A 17,279-nucleotide genomic window follows, 5' to 3' on the forward strand; every position below is an offset into this window, starting at 1 on the left:
ATGGCGGACACGTCCATCATACCCGCTGACGAGGCCCAGTTGGCCGAGGCCATTCGGGCGGCCGACGGTCCCTTGTCGCTGACGGGTGGCGGCACGCGCGGCATGGCTCCCGAAGGGCGGATCCTGTCGCTGGAGGGGCTGACGGGCATCGTCGACTATGTCCCCGCGGCGCTGACGCTCATCGCCAAGGCGGGGACGCCGTTGGCCGAGGTGAATGCTGCTCTTGCGCAGGAGCGGCAGCGGCTGGCCTTCGAACCGCCCGACTGGCGCGCGGCGCTGGAGACCACTGGCGATCCCACGATCGGTGGCATCGTTGCGGCCAACCTCTCCGGCCCGCGGGCCGTCACGGCGGCGACCCCGCGTGATCACCTGCTGGGGCTCCGCTTCGTCGACGGCGGCGGGACTGTCGTCAAGTCGGGGGGGCGGGTGATGAAGAATGTCACCGGGCTCGACCTTGCCCGATTGGTCTGCGGCTCGCGGGGGCGGCTCGGAGCGATTACCGAGGTGGCGCTGAAGGTCCTGCCCATGCCCGAGGCAACGGCGACGCTGGCTGCGCATGGCCTTGATGCGCAGCAGGCCGTTACGGCCATGTCCGCCGCGCTTGCGACGCCATGGGAAGTGACCGGCGCTGCGCGCACACCCGATGGCACGACGTACCTGCGGATCGAAGGGTTCGCCGAGTCGGTCGCCTACCGGCAGGAGCGACTATTGGCGCATCTGGGAAAGGGCTGGGAGATATCCGAAAGCGATCCCTGGCCGGGTATCCGGGACATCAGGGGCCTGGGGCAGGGGGAGTTGTGGCTGCTTCGTTGCCGGCCGTCGGACGCGGCGGGGCTCGTGGTGCGCGCCGGGGCGGAGCGGAGCCTGATGGATCTGGGCGGTGCGCGACTTGTTCTTGCCGTGGCGCCGGGCACGGACCTGCGGGCGAGCCTGCCGGGCGTGCCGGCGGTTCGGGTTGGCCGGCCCGACGCGGCCCCCGAAAGCCCGGGCGTCGCGAGGCTGTCGGCTGGTTTGAAGGCGCGTTTCGACCCGCGCGGATTGTTCGGAGATCATTAGATGCAGACCGCCTTCACCCCCGCGCAGTTGCGTGACCCGGCTACGGCCGAGGCCAACTCGATCCTGCGGGCCTGCGTGCATTGCGGCTTGTGCACCGCGACCTGCCCCTCCTACCAGGTGCTGGGGGACGAGCTGGATTCGCCGCGGGGGCGCATCTACCTGATCAAGGACATGCTCGAGAATGACCGCGATCCCGATCCGGAGACGGTCACCCATCTCGACCGCTGCCTGGGCTGTCTTGCCTGTACGACGACCTGTCCTTCTGGCGTCGACTACATGCACCTGCTGGAGCATGCCCGCGACCATGTCGAGAGCCGCCACCGCCGGCCCTGGCGGGATCGCGCGCTGCGGGCGCTGCTGGCTGGAGTGCTCCCCCATCCGCGCCGCTTCCGGCTGGCACTGAGGGCAGCGAAGATCGGTCAGCCGTTTCGGCGGTTGCTGCCGGACAGGCGCCTCAGGGCCATGATGGACATGGTGCCCGCGCGGACCGCTGCGTCGGCGCGGCACGACGAGCCGGGGCTCCACCCGGCGCTGGGCGAGTCGCGCCGGCGTGTGGCGCTGATGACAGGATGCGCGCAGAAGGTGCTGGACGCGGACATCAACGCGGCCACCATCCGGCTGTTGACGCGGCTGGGGTGCGACGTGGTCATTCCCGAGGACACCGGCTGCTGCGGAGCCCTGGTCCAGCACATGGGCCGGACCCAGCAGGCGAAGAACAGCGCTGCGCAGATGATCCGGGCGGTGACGGCAGCGGGCGAACTCGATGCCTTCGTCGTCAACACGTCAGGCTGCGGCACCAGCATCAAGGACTGGGGTCATCTGTTCCGGGGCGACCCGCTCGAGGTGCAAGCGGCCGACGTCGCGGCCAAGGCGCGCGACGTGTCGGAGCTGCTCGAAGAGTTGATGCAAGAGGCCGAGGTCACGTCTGTCGACCCCGCCAGGACTGGTGTCGCCGGAACCGACGCCTCGCCTGCGGACCGGCCTTGGGGTCGGGTGGAGAGTGGCCCGCACAAGGGCCTGCGGGTCGCGTACCACGCCGCGTGTTCGCTTCAGCATGGCCAGCGCGTGAAGACCGCGCCCAAGGCTCTTCTCGCGGCGGCAGGTTTCGAGGTGATGGAGCCGGCCGACAGTCACCTGTGTTGCGGCTCGGCCGGCACCTATAACCTGATGCAGCCCGAGATCAGTGCGGCGCTGCGCGAACGGAAGGTGGGCACCATCGAGGCGCTGACACCGGACGTGATAGCCACCGGGAATATCGGCTGCATGATGCAGATCGGCGGCGCCACCGGTGTGCCCGTCGTGCATACGGTGGAGTTGCTGGACTGGGCGACTGGCGGACCGCGACCGTCCAAACTCGTTTGAAGCTGCCGCGGTCGATGCAGCGAAGGACGGTCCGCGATCGCCAGAACGTCCGGCGAGGCGGCGCAAGACCAGCCACGACAGCCAGCGAGATCAAGTCGGGGCGGCGATGCGCTGTCAGTCGAGATGGCCCGATTGGCTCCGGAGGCAGGAGTTGCAACGGGTCTCTCAAGCAGAAGAAGCCCCGTGACGGTCCGCAGCTACAGGGAGGGCTAGGCCTTCACCCTTGCCTCACATCGAGCCAGACCCCTCGAACATCCGACGCCGCGCGTTGCAGATGTGGGTTCGCATGTTCTCACTGGCCTTGTCCGGATCCCGCTTCCAAAGTGCGTCGAGGATTGCAAAATGCTCGTCCTGGACGAGACGGGTGCGCTCCCTGGGCCTGCGCAGGGAGAGGCTGCGCGTGACGTTCATACCGGCGAGAATGTGGGTGCGGAGCTGAAGCTGAACCGTTCGATGATAGGCATTGTGCGTGGCGTCGGCGATCGCCTGGTGGAAGGCGCAGTCCTCCTCCGTGCCAATCTCGCCCTCGGTCACGCAACGGTCGAGAGCCGCGGCACACGCTTCGATCCGCTCGCGATCCTCGTCGTCCCAGCGACGTGCCGCAAGCGCCGTAGCGATAGGTTCAATTCCCTCGCGAAACTCGAAGCAACGCTGCAGGTCGCCGAGCGAGTCGATCGGGGCGAGGGCGAAGATCGAGGGGTCCGGCCTCTGCTTGACGTAAGATCCCGATCCCTGCCGCGAAACGATGACGCCATCTTCGCGGAGTTGCGCCAGGGCCTCACGCACGACCGGTCTTGATGCGCCGAACTTCTCACAGAGAGTCAACTCCGCCGGCAACCGGGAATTCTGCTGAAAGTCCCCGCGCGCAATCATCTCCAGGATGCGTTCATAAACGGCAGTGCTGAGGCGAGGGGACTGGCCAGTGGTCGAGGATGCGCTGGCGAGAGGGCTGTCTGCCAAGTGAGTTGCTTCCTTGGTTCTGTGCACTCTACCGCCCCTGCGGTCGAACGCTACCGGTACCCGGAATCTTCAGCAAGGCCAGCCGATATGTCAATAGCTGTACCGCCTTCGGCCATGGATCGCAACCTTGCGTGACGCGTCGTCCGCACCAACAGCCCTTCGCGGAGCTCACCGGACATCTGCAGCACTTGACGTCATTTCGGTATTGGTAAAGATTGGTAAAATGGCAGCCGGCAGCGATGCTGCGGGATCTGAAATGACGAAGTGGAAAAGTAGCGCGATGCTGGTCTCGTCCAGGCTGTTTTCGCCGCGCCATCAGGCCCCTGGCGGTCCGCACGGGTTTGGTTTGATCCAAACGAATGGGGCGAAGGCGATCGTGGCAGCCATGGTAACAGCTTGAAAGATACTGCAGCGCGACGTTTGCGGAGTAGGTGAAGCGGTGTCTTTCGGTTGCCGACCCGACCGCCATTTCGGTGCGCCTGCCTGTACAAATGAATAACCGGAGAAATTTCATGGCCCTGACGCCCGAGACCAGAGAGAAGCTGAAGACCGTCTCTACTCCCACTCTCATGACCGCCCTTTACAAGCGTGGCCTGCGGAACCAGTTCATCCAGGATGTGCGCCGTATAAACCCGGCGAGCGGGACCATGGTGGGCGAGGCATTTACTCTGCGTTACATGCCGGCACGCGAAGACCTGAATACCCTGTCGGTCTTTCGCGACCGGTCGCATCCTCAGCGCCGTGCCGTTGAAGATTGCCCGGAAGGTGCCGTCCTCGTCATGGATAGCCGCAAGGATCCGCGCGCAGCTTCGGCCGGGTCGATCCTGGTCAGCCGATTGATGGTTCGCGGCGTGGCGGGTGTCGTCACCGATGGCGGCTTCCGCGACACGCCCGTGATCGAGACGCTGGACATCCCGGCCTATCATAACCGGGCGTCGGCGCCGACGAACCTGACGCTGCATCAGGCGATCGACATCAACGTGCCGATCGGCTGCGGCGATGCTCCCGTCTTCCCGGGAGACGTGATCGTCGGAGACGGAGAAGGCGTTGTCGTTGTCCCTGCCGATCTGGCGGACGAGATTGCGGACGAGGCGGTCGAAATGACGGCCTACGAGGATTTCGTCGCGGAAATGGTCCTGCAGGGCCGATCGATCATGGGGCTGTATCCGGCGACGGACGATCAGACACATGTGGACTTCGAGCAGTGGCGGAACGCGAACAAACGGTAAGCCCCACCTCGATCAGAATGGAGAAAAGAACGATGGCATCCAGCGAAAACCCAAAGCTTGCCTTCCTTGGCCTCGGGGTGATGGGCGCGCCGATGGCGGGGCATCTCGCCAAAGGCGGCGCGGACGTGAAAGTCTACAATCGTACCGGCTCGAAGGCCGACGCCTGGGTCAAGGACCATGGCGGCGAGAGTGCTGCGACCCCGCGCGAGGCTGCGGAAGGAGCCGATGTCGTGCTTGCCTGCGTCGGCAACGACAACGACCTCTTCAGTCTCTGCACGGGCCCCGACGGCGCGTTTGCCGGCATGAAAGAAGGCAGCCTCTTTGTCGATCACACGACAGTCAGTGCGCGGGTAACGCGGGATCTCGCGGCGCGCGCGAAGGAGGCGGGCATCGGATACGTCGATGCGCCGGTTTCAGGCGGGCAGGCGGGAGCCGAGAACGGACAGCTGTCGGTCATGTGCGGCGGAACCCCGGAAGATTACGCACGCGCTGAAAGTGTCGCGGCGCCTTACTCGAAGATCTGCCGCCGCCTGGGCGATGTCGGGGCCGGTCAGCTCGCCAAGATGTCGAACCAGATCGCGATCGCGGGTCTGGTACAGGGATTGTCCGAGGCGATCGCCTTCGCGGAACGGGCAGGGCTGGATGGCGAAGCGCTGGTCGAAGTCATCTCGCAGGGCGCTGCGGGATCCTGGCAGATGGTGAATAGGCACAAGACCATGCTCGCCGACGAATTCGATCACGGGTTTGCCGTCGACTGGATGCGCAAAGACCTGGCCATTTGTCTCGATGCCGCACGTGAACTGGATGCCTCACTCCCGGTTACCGCGCTCGTCGATCAATTCTATTCCGACGTTCAGGCAATGGACGGTGGTCGCTGGGATACATCGAGCCTCGTAAAGCGGCTACGGCGATAAGTCGGGCCATTCGGACCGGCGGCGCCTAGTGTTGGCGCCGCTGGCCGCGTGGCGCCGGAGTTCATTCTTTCGTTTCGACAATGGCGTAACTGCGCTTAGTTTCCGCTGTCGCGACGACCTGCCCGTCGAGCCGTCGGGGTGGACCTGCCACCTCGTGCTGCAGGCCCGACCGATAAGCTCATCGCGCAAGGTTTGTCTGGCCTCCTTGAAGGTCCGGCGGATGCCGGAAGCCCCAAGATCGAGATGCTGACGCCTTCGCGCTGATCCTGCCCCGAAAAACTGGACCGGAGGGCCACCGCCGCGCACGGCGTGAGGAGGGGCAGCGAATTTGGTCTTTCGCCGTAAGACGTGGGGGAGGGAGCGAACCGAGAGGGATCCGGTGCCTCGTTCATGATCGCGTGCGCCGGCGGCTGCGATTTTGCGCGAGGCCCCTTTCGGGGTGGGGCAGCCCGGATCCTCCGGACTGCCGCAAACTCATTAGTCTTCAATCGCCACATCGGCGATGAGGATTTCAAGCCCGGTAAGCGGGTTGGGCGTGTAGTCGACGTTTTCGCCCAGCATCATCAGGCGGACCTGTTCAGCGATGCCGAACAGCGTCGTCTCGTCGAGATACAGGATCTTCGCCGCTTCCTGGAAAAGCCGGGCGCGCTCCTCGTCCTGCGCCACGTCGGCCTCGGACACCAACCGATCGATCTCGGTATTGCAGGTCGAGGTGAGACGACCTTCACAGGTGATGTACTTGGGGAAGCTGAAGGACGCGTCCCCCGACGTGTTGTCGTGCGAGATCATCATCATTGTCGCCGGCTCGTCTTCAGGGTGCGGCGCTCGCAGGTACTCCAGCCACGCGGTGTTTTCCAGGCTCAGTATCTTCGGGTTCAGTCCGGCCTCTTCCAGCATCTGGGCAATCGCCTGCACCACCTCCGCCAGGGCGCATTCGCGAGCTGCTGAAACAGGTCAATCTTCCCGCGCAATTTGCGGATCACTATCCCAATCAACTGTCAGGTGGGCAACGTCAGAGGGTCGCAATCGCTCGGGCCCTGGCGCTTGAGCCTGAGGTTCTGATCCTGGACGAGCCGGTATCGGCTCTGGACGTTTCGGTTCAGGCGCAGGTGATAAAGGTGCTGATGTCACTGCAGGAACGTCTGGGATTGGCGTATATATTCATCTCGCACGACCTTGCCCTTGTCCGCCTCGTCGCAACGAGGGTTGCGGTCATGAACAAGGGCAGGGTGGTGGAGTACGCCCCGTCCGAGCAGCTATTCGCGAACCCTCGGGACGAATATACGCGGACCCTTCTGGACGCCTCGCCGGCGATCGAAGAAGGGCAGATATATTCGTAGCAGCGGGTCGCCATCAGCGCTTGCGTATTACGCCGTCGTGGTCTGCGGCGGCGAAACGCCCCCCCTGGAAGTGCTGTGACACAGGGCCCTCCGTGTCCTCAAGCAGCGCCTCCGGTGCCGCGAAATCGGCAATCAGGTCCTGGGGGACATATCCTAACTTCTCGGCTTCGGAGTTGTCCCACCAGCTTCCTCCTCCCTTGGAAACTCCATAGACCGTGCTCGCTGTCACATCCGGATGTGTGAGACCGATCAGCACAAGCTGTGCCAGGTCCCGCGGGCTGATCCAGACTTCAAGAGACCTGGGCAGCATTGGCCGGACGCTGCAATTCCCGATCCGGATTATCATGCTGCGCAGCCCGTATTTGTCGAAATAGAGCCCCGCCGTCAGCTCGCTCCAGCATTTTGAAAGACCGTACAATCCATCCGGTCGCATGGCTTCGGACGTGCCGACGATCGTCGTGCGGGGATAAAGGCCGACTGCGTGGTTACTGGAGCCGAGCACGATGCGATCCAGCCCTGTCTCCCGGGCGGCCTCGTAGACATTGGTCGTGCCCGCGACGTTTATTTTGAGGATCTCGTCCAGCGAGGCCTCCTTCGGGATTCCTGCAAGATGTACAAGGCCATCCAGTCCCTCGAAGGCTGAGAGTAGATCCTCCGGGTTCAGCATGTCCGTCTCGCGGAAGTCTTCGTTCTCCGCGAGATCGGGGGGACAAGCCAGATCCAGCACCCTGATCGAGCCGACTTGCTTGCCCAGCTCTCTCCGAAGCCCCGTCCCGACACGGCCGGCACCACCCAGAACCCCGACCACGCTGCTCTTGACGTCCCGCATGTAACTTCCTGCTTTCCCCAAGGATGATCATTCTACCAATTGTCGGGGAGCGCCAGCTTGTCAATAATTGTAAGGTGGAATACCGGGGGGCGCTGCAGGTCAGGTCGTGGACCTGCGTCTGCGCGGACAGACCGGGGTCCGGACGGAAGCAACGTGACTGAAACGCACGCGGAGCGCGTTTTTAGGAGAGTTCATGGGCCAATTTCGTTCCAACGGTCAGACCGGTGGCCGCTTGCGACTGGATCGGGGCGGTATCATGATCGAAGTTCTCGAATATGGCGCGCGGCTGTCGCGGTGCCTCGTGCCGGATGCCACGGGACATCGCGCCGACATAGTGCCCGGCTTCGATACGGCCGAGGCATACGCCGAGCGAGGAGGCGTCACCGGCTCGATCGTCGGCCGTTACGGCAATCGGATCGAGGGGGGCAGGATCGCAATCGGCGATCGGGTTTTCGAATTATCGCGCAACGACGGCGTGCACACGATGCATGGCGGTGCCCAGAATTTCTCGAGCCGGATCTGGCGTGGGGAATACGTGGACGATGATACCATTCGCCTTCGCCTGACGAGCCCGGAGGGCGATCAAGGCTGGCCGGGCCACGTCGAGGCGCAAGTCGAGTACCGGCTCGGTTCCAACCAGACGCTTGCCATCGATATGTCCGCCACCTCGGACACCGACACCTACTTGAACATGCTGTTTCACGGGTACTGGAACCTCGCGGGGCAGGGGACGGGACCGGTTCTGGCGCATTGGCTGAAACTCGCTGCCGACCATTACCTGCCGAAGGGCGGGCCAGGTGTGCCGACGGGAGAGATCCTGTCTGTCGCGGACACCGCGTTCGACTTCAGACGGGGCAAGCGTCTCGGGCAGGATATCGCACGAGTGGGGAGGGGGTACGGCCACGCCTTCTGTCTTTCGAATTACCGCCCCGGCAGGGTTGCGCCAGCCCTCGTACTGGCATGCCCGAGCAGCGGACGCGCGCTCACGCTGCGTACGGATCAGCCGAGTGTCCAAGTCTATACTGCCAACCTCTGGTCAGCTATCGAGGGTAAAGGCGGAGCGGTGTATGACGCTCACAGCGCGGTGGCGCTGGAAACGCAAGCCTACCCGAACGCCCCGAATACACCCACCTTCAATCCGCGCCCGCTCCGCGCGGGTGAAACCTACACCAACAGGATGAGGTTTGCGTTCCACAACGTTGCGAGAAGGGATCGAGGCGCTGCGCTCTTCTCCTGATGTGGACGAGACGCGGACGCCTCCTATGCAACAACGTCGTGCGAGACCAGTTTTCTGCCGCCCACGCGCGGTCCTGGCGCCCGTCGCCTCAGTTACGGCGATCCAGGAGGGGAGCGACGAGTTCTGCGATGAGGGACGATCCCCGCTGTGACGGATGGGTCCGGTCGTCGTCGAAGAGCGAGAGGTCGTCGGAGCTGAACACATCGTCCATATCTGCCAGATCGACCCCCGCATCGGCGTCGGCCATGCGCCGGACGCGGGCTTCGAGCACCTGGTAGGGCGCTTCGCAGACAGTGCCTGCGTAGAGGGGCGTCGTGTAATAATCCGTCCACACGACGCGCGATCCGCGACGGCGCAGATCGGCGACAAGCGCGGGAATGGCCCCTTGCATCCCGTCTTCCGAAATGAGCCGGTCCAGCACCGGGCCGCAATCTGAACAGTCGCAGGTGCTGCGCAGGTCGTTGGCGCCTCCATCGAGCACGATCCACTCGGCCGTCACGCCATCCAGTTGGGAGGGAATGTTGAAGGGTCCGAAGCCCCCGAGCATCCGGGCGCCGGGCATCGAGACGTCGCCCACCGGCTCTCCGAGCCTGGCATTCAGGGTATCCGCGACCGAGGCGTCCTTGTCGCGGTTCCATGCCATGACGGAATCGCCGGCGACCACGACGCGCGCCTCATCGGGCACCCCGCGACCACAGGCTGCCAGCAGCAGGAGGGGAAAAACCAGCCAGCGTTTCATGCGATCAGACGTAAGACGCCGCGCCGCAGGATCAATTGCGCCTCTCCCTGGGCGGAGGATCGACGCCGCCCGGCAAGCGTGTCCTGCCCAGGGCACCGACAGGCCACGCCGCGAAAGTGGCGGCCTTCAGTCCCGTTCCCCCGCCCCGCCGACGAGGCCGAGCCGGGAGGCCATCAGCGTGGCCTCGGCGCGGCTGGCGATGCCGAGCTTGCGGTAGATGTTCTTGACGTGGCTGGCCACGGTGCTCTCGGCGACATCGAGGGCGAGGGCGGCATCCGCGATGCGAAGGCCACGGGCGATCAGGGACAGGACCTCGCGCTCGCGGCGGGTCAGGCTCCCGTCCAGTTCCTCGGACGGGCCGGTGCGCTGGAAATGCTCCATGATGCGCCGCGCGATGGGCGGGGAAATGGCCGGTATTCCCTCCGTGATCTGGCGAAGCTGGCGCTCCAGCCGCGCCTCGGGCTCGCTCTTGAGGAGGTACCCTCGCGCACCGGCCGAAAGCGCCCCGACGATCGCGGTATCGCTCGCCATCGCGGTGGTGACGACAGGGATCGCCATTGGCCTGACCGCGACAAGTCGGCGGATCACGTCGAAGCCGCTGCCGTCGGGAAGCCCCAGGTCGACGAGGGCGAGGTCGATCGGATCGCGCAGGCATGCGGCAAGGGCAGACCGGGTATCTGCGCGCACCGCAAGTTCGGCGTGCGGGAAGACACGCGCCGCGAGGGCCGACATCCAGTCCCGCATCTCGTAATTGTCCTCGACGACGAGGATCCGCACGATGCCCATGTCAGGCCGCGGCGCGATCGGCGAGACCGGGCCCCAGCTTCGCCAGGATCTCGGTGCCCTCGGACCCGGTCGACAGATCGAACGCGCCGCCGCCGGCTTCGAGGCGTGCGCGCATGTTTCGCAGGCCGTGCCCGTCCGGGGCCATCGCGCCGGCAAAGCCGTGGCCGTCATCGGCTATGAGCAGCGACAGCGCATCGGCGCCGCCGACGGGATGGACCCGCATGGCCGTGGCGCCCGAATGCTTGATCACGTTGCTGACAGCCTCGCGCAGGACGGCGCGCAGGGTGACGGCGCGCATGAAGCCGATCCGGGCGCCTTCCCCGAGGGCGCTTGTCGGCCAGTCGAGGGCAATGCCGTGGGGGGCGAGGCGCTCGGCAGTCTCGAGCCGCATCTCGGCCAGGAGTTCGCCGAGATCGAAGGTGCTGTCGAAGCCCTCGTTGATGATGGTGCGCAGATCGGCCAGCGTATCGCGCAGCAGATCGTCCTTGCGCTCCTCGTCGGCGGCGTGAAGCGCCGAGAGGATCTGGGCGCCGATATTGTCATGGACATCCCGGCTGATGCGATCCCGCTCCGTCCGCACGCCGGTCTCGAAGGCGCGGCGGCTCTGTGTCGCGAGATCCAGCAGACGGACGAGCTGGCGCCATGTGGCAATGTCGGACGGTGCGAAGACGCGTCGCCCCCCCGCGGCATAGGCTAGGCGCCGGGGCGGAAGGCCGGCCGGCCCGGGCAATTCGAGGGCGAGGCCCGACTGGACGAGGCGGGGTTCGGGCCGGGTGGCCCCGTCCGGCTCGACCGGCGACGCGCCGTAGAGCTCGGCCAGAAGCGCGTCGTAGCGGCTGTGGCGCCGGGTTTCGTCGGGGGCGAGGGCAATCTCGAGAATGGCGGGCATGTAGTCGGCGGAGGCGTCGAGACCGGGGCGCCGGACAAGCGTCCGGTGGAGCAGGAACTGCCTCAGCGGGAACCAGACGAGGCCCGCGAGGATCAGCGACAGCGCAAGCGAGACATCCGACCGCGCGCCGAGCCAGCCGATAAGCAGAAGGTCGAGGGCGAAGACGGACAGCGCCCCCCCGAGCCAGAGCCAGACCAGCCAGGCGTAGCGGTCGAGGTCGAACAGGCGATAGCGCAGCAGCCCGAGCGCGAGCCCCACATGCATGATCGAGAAGAACCCGAAGGCGTAGCCCTGGCTGATCAGCGACTTGTCCGTCAGGCCGAGCGCCGGCGGCGCCACGGACAGGAACACGAAGAGCGAGCAGCCGACGAGCGTGGCCACCAGAAACCAGCGCAGGCCCGCCCGGTCGAGCGGCTCGCCGCGGCTGCGGATCCATTGCAGGACGCCGAGGACGATGGCGCCGATCATCTGGCTTAGCACCGCGAGCGAGCTCCAGAGCGCCGGCGCGAGCCAGAGCATGTCGGCGACGATGAGTGCGCCGTAGGCAAGGAGCGGAACGAGCAGCCAGCGAGGATGCCAGAGCGGGCGCGGGTACATCATGAAGAGCCCGACGAGCGCGATCCCGAAGGACATCGCGCCCACATGGTTGATCGAGCTCAGCCAGCGGAAGATCGTGCCGTCCATCGCGATCGGCCGGGTCGAGTAGATCGCGGCGGACCAGGCGAAGACGGGCACGAAGAGGCCCGTCGCGGCGAACATCCGTGCGCCCCAGTCCCTTGGCCGCAAGGCAAGGACCCAGGCGCCGATCAGCACCGCGAAGATGCCGACGCCGATCTGGAACCAGAAGGCGGCGGGCAGATGGGAGGCCATGCGCGCGACAGGGGCGTTCGGCGCTGTCGCGACTTCCCCTGAAGCTGTCTCGTAGCGCAGGTCTGTGCCCGGGGTCCGCAGCGCCTCGAAGAGCCTGTCCTGCCTGGCGAAGAAGGCCGCCCGCTCGCCCCAGCTGGGCAGGGTGTCAGGCTCCTCGATCAGGTCGCCCGCGCCGATCTCGATGCCGCCGGCGGAGAGAAGACGCGCGTCCGGCGGCAGGTCGGACTCGGTGCGGGCAAGCGCGGTCCAGATCACGAGGGCGGCGGCGAGAAGCGCAGCAAGGGCGGCGACGGCCAGCGCCGAGACGGGGGAAAGACGGATCACACTCGTTACGAACATACCAAGGACCATCGCGCGTCGGGCCCCGAACGTCCCTCCCCGGAACGGGGGATGGTGCGGCGGCGAACGATTCCCAGAATTAACGCTACGGAAGAAAGCCGCGTCAACAGCGGCTCTCATGTAGGGATCAGTGAAATGAAACTATCGACCTTGGCAGTCGCGGCGCTCGTGACGGCGCTCGCGGCATGTGGAAGCGGTGGCGGCGGTGGCTTCACCAACGTCTCGACGAGCGGCGGCTCCGGTGGGTCGAACGGCGGTGGCGGGTCGAACGGCGGCGGCGGATCGTCCGGCGGCGGCACGGATGTCGAGGGCGCCGAAGGGCTTGGCAAGGTCGTGGAGCTCCGCGGTTTCGCGGCCCAGTCCCGGAAGCAGGAGATGAATATTCCGGGCTCGCCCGTGACGTTGTACGAGGCCGGGCCGTTGCCGTGGAACAATGCCGGCGGCAACGTGAGCGGCCCGGACGGCGTCATCACCGGTGAGGTCGATCTGAGGAACGCCACCTTCGCCGCCAATACCGGCCAAGACTACGTCAGCGCCAGCGGCACGGCCAGCCTGACGCTCGACGGAAGCTTGCCGGACGAGCCGAACGCGACAGGCACCAGCTTCCTTGGACGGCCGTCCTTCCAGAATACGGGCTCGGCCGACCTCTTCACCGTGCGCCCTCGGGATGAGAGCGGCGATGACGTCGAGGATTTCTTCGTCGTCGAGTACGGAAAGAACGTTCTGGATACGCGGTTCAGGGACCAGACCGTCGCCATCCTCTACGGCGGGGACTTCTCGGACGAAGCCGCCTTGTCGGGCAAGCCCGCGACAGCGACCTACAGCCGCTCCGAGGGAGCCGAGATGAGCTTTGCCGTCGGCCGCTCCCCGGCCGAGTTCTCCGGTCCCGGACAGGTCTCCGCCGACGTCCGTCTCGATGTGGACTTCGCCAACTCGACCGTCAGCGGGCGGATCGGCAACTACGACGGCAGCGCGGATGACCCGATCGGCGATGTCGCTCTCGAGAACGGCAAGATCTCGGGCGTCCACTATTCGGGCGGGGCGCGGCTCGTGCAGAGCGGGACGACCACCTCCGCCGGAACGACGTCGAACGGTCACTTCGCCGGCTCCTTCATGGGCGACGATGCCTCGCGCACCTCGGGTGTCCTTCTGCTGAACGGCACCGCGCCGGATCCGAACGATGGCGGCGCCTCCAAGGCGTTCTCGATCACCGGCAACTACACCGCCGATCAACAGGCCCAGCCCTGATCGGCCGCGGGCCGGCCTCCTCCCGGGCCGGCCCGCACCTTGACCCCCTCCCGAGGAGCCCCCGCCCCATGACCGGAGCTTTCCGCCCGTTCCTCGTCGCCCTTACGCTGGCGCTCGGCCTCCCGTCGGTCTCCCTCGCAGAGGCGGGCGCCCCGACGATCCGGATCGAGACCAATCAGCAGGTCATCGCCCTCGTCCGCCTTCTCATTGCCGAAGGGCGGTACGACGAGGCGCGCGCGGCCATCGCGTCCTGGCAGCCGGACCACCCCGATGCAGCCATCCGGCGTGCCTATGTCGAGGGACTGATCGCAAGCGGGCAGGGGGACGAGATGCGCGCCGCCGGGATCTACCGCGCGATCCTCGTCGAACGTCCCGAGCTTGAACTCGCGCGCATGGAACTTGCCGGCGCGCTCTACCGCGCGGGCCGGGACGGCGCCGCGCGCGGGCAGGCGGAGCGCCTGATCGCCGCCGGTGTGGACGACCGCACCGGCGGCTCCCTCCAGCGGCTCGTCCGCTCCATCGACGACCGCCGCCCGGTCCGGGTCCGCGGCTTCCTCTCGGTCCTGCCCTCGACCAACGTGAATGGCGGGACGGACAACGAAACCGTGCCGCTGGGTGACCTCGAGGCGGACATCGACGAGGAAAGCCGCCGGGCGTCCGGCATCGGACTCGCAGCCGGGGCGCAGATCCTGGGCCGGGCGAAGCTGTCCGAAGAGACCGCGATCCTCTCCGATCTCACCCTAGAGGCGCGCCGCTGGGAGGAAATCGATCGCACGCTTCTTCTGGGCAGTGCCCGCATCGGGATCGATCAGCGCTTCGACCGGGCCTCGGTCTATCCCTACCTGTCCTTCGGCGCACAAGCTCAGGACGGCGATGACAGCTACCACTACCGCGGCATCGGCGCCGAACTGAACGTTCGCGCGGGAACCAACTGGCGCCTATTTGCCGCCCCCGACTGGCGCGACGAGACCTTTCCCGACACCCCGGATCGCGACGGCCGGACGCTCTCCTTCAGTGTGCAGGCCGACCGGTTCGGCGGGGCCGACCGCTTCGTGCGACTGATTGCCGGATATTCCGGCGCCCGGAAGGAGACCGAGCGCTACTCGTTCGACGAATGGCGCGTGGGACTTGGCGCCTACCGCGAGTTTCCGAGCGGGATCACGCTCTATGGCCAATCGTTCTATGCCGAACGGGACTACGAGGGCGATTATCCCGGCCTCTCCGAGCCGCAATCCGACCGGCGGACGGAGCTTCTCGCGACGCTGACCAAGCGGGATGTCGTGATCGCCGGCTTCGCGCCCCAGATCACCCTGACGCACAGTCGCAACCGCTCCAACGCGGCCTTCGACGACACCCGGGCGACCACTGCCGAGGTCCGGCTCACCCGGGACTTCTGACGCGGCCCGCGCCGGTCCGGCGCCGACGATCTTTCCGATATCTCCCCGCGATCCGGTCCGATCGTTCCGCATGACGCGGGGCAGTCGAACGAGCTTCCCTATTTGCATCTCCCGGCTTGAGGTTCTCCGCCGCAAGCCGCAAATCCCTTGCGAATTCCATAGGATACAAGGACCAGGGAGCATGATGCTTCGCAATGCAGCCTTCGGCCTGGCCCTCGCGGCCGGCTTCGGTACGGCGCCCGCGACGGCGCAGGTGGACGAGATCCTCAACGTCTCGTACGACATCGCCCGCGAGCTCTACGCGGCGATCAATCCGGCTTTCCTCGACCAGTACGAGGGCGGCGATCTGACCATCAACCAGAGCCATGCCGGCTCCTCGAAGCAGGCGCGCGGGATCCTTCAGGGGCTCCAGGCCGATCTCGTCACCTTCAACCAGGTGCTCGACATCCAGATTCTCGCCGACAACGGCTTCGTGGCGGAGGATTGGCAGGACCAGTTCCCGAACAACGCCTCGCCCTACTATTCGCTGCCGGCCTTCATGGTGCGCGAGGGCAATCCCAAGGGGATCGAAAGCTGGGACGACCTCGTGGCCGAAGACGTCTCGGTCATCTTCCCGAACCCCAAGACTTCGGGCAACGCGCGCTACACCTATCTCGCCGCCTGGGCCTATGCGCTGGCCGAGAACGAGGGCGACGAAGAGGCGGCGCAGGCCTTCGTCGACAAGCTGCTCGAGAATGTCGAGGTGTTCGACACGGGCGGCCGCGGTGCGACGACGACCTTCACCGAGCGCGGGATCGGCGATGTCCTCGTGACGTTCGAGGCCGAAGTGCTCAACATCGTGGATCAGACCCCGGGCTACGAGGCGGTGGTGCCCTCGCAATCGCTGCTGGCGGAGTTCCCGGTCGCCGTGGTGGAGCGCGTGGCAGAGCAGCGCGGCAGCGCGGGGATCGCTCGCGATTATCTCGAGTTCCTCTACTCGGCGCCGGGCCAGGAGATCCTCGCCAGCTTCAACAACCGCGTGCATGACGAGGCGGTCGTCGAGGCGAATGCGGACCGGTTCCCCGAGGTCGAGCTGTTCACTGTGGAGGATGTCTTCGGGTCGTGGCAGGAGGCGCAGGACACTCACTTCGCCTCGGGCGGCATCCTCGACCAGATGCTGCGCGACTGACCCGCCGCGCCCCCCGGGCCTGATGGTGCCGGGGGGCGCAAAAGGACGACGATGCCTGTTCTGCAGACCCCCCAGACGCGCCTGTCGCGGCGCCGCCGCAGCCCTTTGCCCGGGCTCGGCCTCACGCTCGGCGTGACGGTCACCTTCGTCACGCTCATCGTGCTCCTTCCGCTTCTCGGTCTCGGCTGGCAGCTCGCCCAGCTCGGCTGGTCGGACTATCTCTTCGTGATGACCGACAGCCGGACGCTCGCGGCGCTGCGGATCACGCTCACGGCGGCCGCGGCGGCGACGGTGGCGAACGGGCTCTTCGGGCTGCTTCTCGCCTGGGTTCTCGTGCGCTACCGCTTCCCCGGCCGTGCCGCGCTGGACGCGCTCGTCGATCTGCCCTTCGCACTGCCCACGGCCGTCGCCGGGATCGCGCTCGTGTCGCTCTATTCCCAGAACGGCTGGATCGGCGCGCTGACCGCCCCCTTGGGCTTCGAGATCGCCTATAGCTGGGCCGGCATCGTGATCGCCATGCTCTTCACCTCGGTGCCCTTCGCTGTCCGCGCGATCCAGCCCCTGATCGAGGAGTTGGACCCGGCCGAGGAAGCCGCGGCCCTGACACTCGGCGCATCGCGCTGGCAGATCTTTCGCGCGGTCACGCTGCCGCAGTTGATGCCCGGCATCCTGACCGGAACGGGGCTCTCCTTCGTGCGCTCGCTGGGGGAATTCGGCGCGGTGATCTTCATCGCCGGCAACATTCCGTTCGAGACCGAGATCGCCTCGCTCCTCATCATGATCCGTCTCGACGAGTTCGACTATCCGGCCGCGGCCGCGATCGCCGGAACGATGCTGGCGCTGTCGCTCGTCCTCCTCGTCGCGATCAACATCGCGCAGACCCGGCTCTATCGCCGCTTCGAGACGGGGGCCTGAG

Annotated in this window: 16 protein-coding genes; 10 read left to right on the forward strand and 6 right to left on the reverse strand. The window is 66.3% G+C overall.

Features of this window, described 5'->3' with window-relative positions:
• On the forward strand, positions 1-1,056 hold the full coding sequence (locus RM543_RS10655; protein WP_311691426.1) for an FAD-binding protein: 1,056 nt from the start codon (positions 1-3) through the stop codon (positions 1,054-1,056).
• Positions 1,057-2,418, forward strand: coding sequence for a glycolate oxidase subunit GlcF (gene glcF, locus RM543_RS10660; RefSeq protein WP_311691428.1), 1,362 nt, complete (start codon positions 1,057-1,059; stop codon positions 2,416-2,418).
• Positions 2,419-2,646: 228 nt separating this feature from the next.
• On the opposite strand, the gene RM543_RS10665 is transcribed toward glcF, so the two are convergent.
• Positions 2,647-3,405 (reverse strand): FadR/GntR family transcriptional regulator, encoded by a 759-nt coding sequence (locus RM543_RS10665; RefSeq protein ID WP_311691430.1) that lies wholly within the window; start codon positions 3,403-3,405, stop codon positions 2,647-2,649.
• A 485-nt stretch (positions 3,406-3,890) separates the two neighbouring features.
• On the opposite strand from RM543_RS10665, the gene RM543_RS10670 reads away from it, so the two are divergent.
• Both RM543_RS10670 and RM543_RS10675 read left to right on the forward strand, forming a co-directional pair.
• The gene (locus RM543_RS10670) at positions 3,891-4,607 is read left to right on the forward strand and encodes a ribonuclease activity regulator RraA (RefSeq protein ID WP_311691432.1); all 717 of its coding nucleotides are present in this window, start codon (positions 3,891-3,893) and stop codon (positions 4,605-4,607) included.
• A 32-nt stretch (positions 4,608-4,639) separates the two neighbouring features.
• On the forward strand, positions 4,640-5,521 hold the full coding sequence (locus tag RM543_RS10675) for an NAD(P)-dependent oxidoreductase (protein WP_311691434.1): 882 nt from the start codon (positions 4,640-4,642) through the stop codon (positions 5,519-5,521).
• Positions 5,522-5,998: 477 nt separating this feature from the next.
• Here RM543_RS10675 and RM543_RS10680 read toward each other — a convergent pair whose 3' ends face one another.
• On the reverse strand, positions 5,999-6,418 hold the full coding sequence (locus RM543_RS10680) for a periplasmic substrate-binding domain-containing protein (protein WP_311693390.1): 420 nt from the start codon (positions 6,416-6,418) through the stop codon (positions 5,999-6,001).
• Between RM543_RS10680 and RM543_RS10685 the strand changes: the two genes are divergently transcribed.
• The gene (locus RM543_RS10685) at positions 6,316-6,861 is read left to right on the forward strand and encodes an ABC transporter ATP-binding protein (protein WP_311691436.1); all 546 of its coding nucleotides are present in this window, start codon (positions 6,316-6,318) and stop codon (positions 6,859-6,861) included. The two genes, RM543_RS10680 and RM543_RS10685, sit on opposite strands and share 103 nt — an antisense overlap.
• 13 nt (positions 6,862-6,874) lie before the next feature.
• Here RM543_RS10685 and RM543_RS10690 read toward each other — a convergent pair whose 3' ends face one another.
• Positions 6,875-7,690: an NAD-dependent epimerase/dehydratase family protein gene (locus RM543_RS10690; protein WP_311691437.1), complete on the reverse strand. Its 816-nt coding sequence runs from the start codon at positions 7,688-7,690 to the stop codon at positions 6,875-6,877.
• A 193-nt stretch (positions 7,691-7,883) separates the two neighbouring features.
• On the opposite strand from RM543_RS10690, the gene RM543_RS10695 reads away from it, so the two are divergent.
• Positions 7,884-8,927, forward strand: coding sequence for an aldose epimerase family protein (locus RM543_RS10695; protein WP_311691439.1), 1,044 nt, complete (start codon positions 7,884-7,886; stop codon positions 8,925-8,927).
• A gap of 88 nt (positions 8,928-9,015) precedes the next feature.
• Here the strand turns inward: RM543_RS10695 and RM543_RS10700 are convergent, their stop codons facing one another.
• From RM543_RS10700 to RM543_RS10710, 3 genes are all read right to left on the reverse strand, one after another.
• Positions 9,016-9,666 carry an SGNH/GDSL hydrolase family protein gene (locus RM543_RS10700; RefSeq protein ID WP_311691441.1) on the reverse strand — a complete coding sequence of 217 codons (651 nt, stop codon included), beginning with the start codon at positions 9,664-9,666 and terminating at the stop codon, positions 9,016-9,018.
• Between the two features lie 126 nt (positions 9,667-9,792).
• On the reverse strand, positions 9,793-10,452 hold the full coding sequence (locus RM543_RS10705) for a LuxR C-terminal-related transcriptional regulator (RefSeq protein ID WP_311691443.1): 660 nt from the start codon (positions 10,450-10,452) through the stop codon (positions 9,793-9,795).
• Between the two features lies 1 nt (position 10,453).
• Positions 10,454-12,550: a hypothetical protein gene (locus tag RM543_RS10710; protein WP_311691445.1), complete on the reverse strand. Its 2,097-nt coding sequence runs from the start codon at positions 12,548-12,550 to the stop codon at positions 10,454-10,456.
• A 135-nt stretch (positions 12,551-12,685) separates the two neighbouring features.
• Here RM543_RS10710 and RM543_RS10715 point away from each other — a divergent pair, with 135 nt between their 5' ends.
• The 4 genes from RM543_RS10715 (at position 12,686) to cysT (ending at position 17,278) form a co-directional block, all read left to right on the forward strand.
• The gene (locus RM543_RS10715; RefSeq protein WP_311691447.1) at positions 12,686-13,798 is read left to right on the forward strand and encodes a transferrin-binding protein-like solute binding protein; all 1,113 of its coding nucleotides are present in this window, start codon (positions 12,686-12,688) and stop codon (positions 13,796-13,798) included.
• 68 nt (positions 13,799-13,866) lie between these two features.
• Entirely contained in the window at positions 13,867-15,195 is a 1,329-nt protein-coding gene (locus RM543_RS10720) for a surface lipoprotein assembly modifier (protein WP_311691449.1), read from the forward strand.
• A gap of 184 nt (positions 15,196-15,379) precedes the next feature.
• Positions 15,380-16,363 carry a thiosulfate ABC transporter substrate-binding protein CysP gene (cysP, locus tag RM543_RS10725; RefSeq protein ID WP_432280466.1) on the forward strand — a complete coding sequence of 328 codons (984 nt, stop codon included), beginning with the start codon at positions 15,380-15,382 and terminating at the stop codon, positions 16,361-16,363.
• A 51-nt stretch (positions 16,364-16,414) separates the two neighbouring features.
• Positions 16,415-17,278 carry a sulfate ABC transporter permease subunit CysT gene (cysT, locus tag RM543_RS10730; RefSeq protein ID WP_311691453.1) on the forward strand — a complete coding sequence of 288 codons (864 nt, stop codon included), beginning with the start codon at positions 16,415-16,417 and terminating at the stop codon, positions 17,276-17,278.
• Position 17,279 lies beyond the last annotated feature (1 nt).

The sequence above is a fragment of the Tropicimonas omnivorans genome (assembly GCF_031846565.1).
GTDB lineage: Bacteria > Pseudomonadota > Alphaproteobacteria > Rhodobacterales > Rhodobacteraceae > Tropicimonas_B > Tropicimonas_B omnivorans.

Excerpts from the sequence above, each read along its gene's own strand:
- cysP (WP_432280466.1), top strand. The coding sequence starts at position 15,380 with ATGCTTCGCAATGCAGCCTTCGGCCTGGCCCTCGCGGCCGGCTTCGGT.
- cysT (WP_311691453.1), top strand. The coding sequence starts at position 16,415 with ATGCCTGTTCTGCAGACCCCCCAGACGCGCCTGTCGCGGCGCCGCCGC.
- RM543_RS10680 (WP_311693390.1), bottom strand. The coding sequence starts at position 6,418 with ATGCTGGAAGAGGCCGGACTGAACCCGAAGATACTGAGCCTGGAAAAC.
- RM543_RS10695 (WP_311691439.1), top strand. The coding sequence starts at position 7,884 with ATGGGCCAATTTCGTTCCAACGGTCAGACCGGTGGCCGCTTGCGACTG.
- RM543_RS10705 (WP_311691443.1), bottom strand. The coding sequence starts at position 10,452 with ATGGGCATCGTGCGGATCCTCGTCGTCGAGGACAATTACGAGATGCGG.
- RM543_RS10670 (WP_311691432.1), top strand. The coding sequence starts at position 3,891 with ATGGCCCTGACGCCCGAGACCAGAGAGAAGCTGAAGACCGTCTCTACT.
- RM543_RS10700 (WP_311691441.1), bottom strand. The coding sequence starts at position 9,666 with ATGAAACGCTGGCTGGTTTTTCCCCTCCTGCTGCTGGCAGCCTGTGGT.
- RM543_RS10655 (WP_311691426.1), top strand. The coding sequence starts at position 1 with ATGGCGGACACGTCCATCATACCCGCTGACGAGGCCCAGTTGGCCGAG.
- RM543_RS10710 (WP_311691445.1), bottom strand. The coding sequence starts at position 12,550 with ATGTTCGTAACGAGTGTGATCCGTCTTTCCCCCGTCTCGGCGCTGGCC.
- RM543_RS10690 (WP_311691437.1), bottom strand. The coding sequence starts at position 7,690 with ATGCGGGACGTCAAGAGCAGCGTGGTCGGGGTTCTGGGTGGTGCCGGC.
- RM543_RS10720 (WP_311691449.1), top strand. The coding sequence starts at position 13,867 with ATGACCGGAGCTTTCCGCCCGTTCCTCGTCGCCCTTACGCTGGCGCTC.
- glcF (WP_311691428.1), top strand. The coding sequence starts at position 1,057 with ATGCAGACCGCCTTCACCCCCGCGCAGTTGCGTGACCCGGCTACGGCC.
- RM543_RS10715 (WP_311691447.1), top strand. The coding sequence starts at position 12,686 with ATGAAACTATCGACCTTGGCAGTCGCGGCGCTCGTGACGGCGCTCGCG.
- RM543_RS10675 (WP_311691434.1), top strand. The coding sequence starts at position 4,640 with ATGGCATCCAGCGAAAACCCAAAGCTTGCCTTCCTTGGCCTCGGGGTG.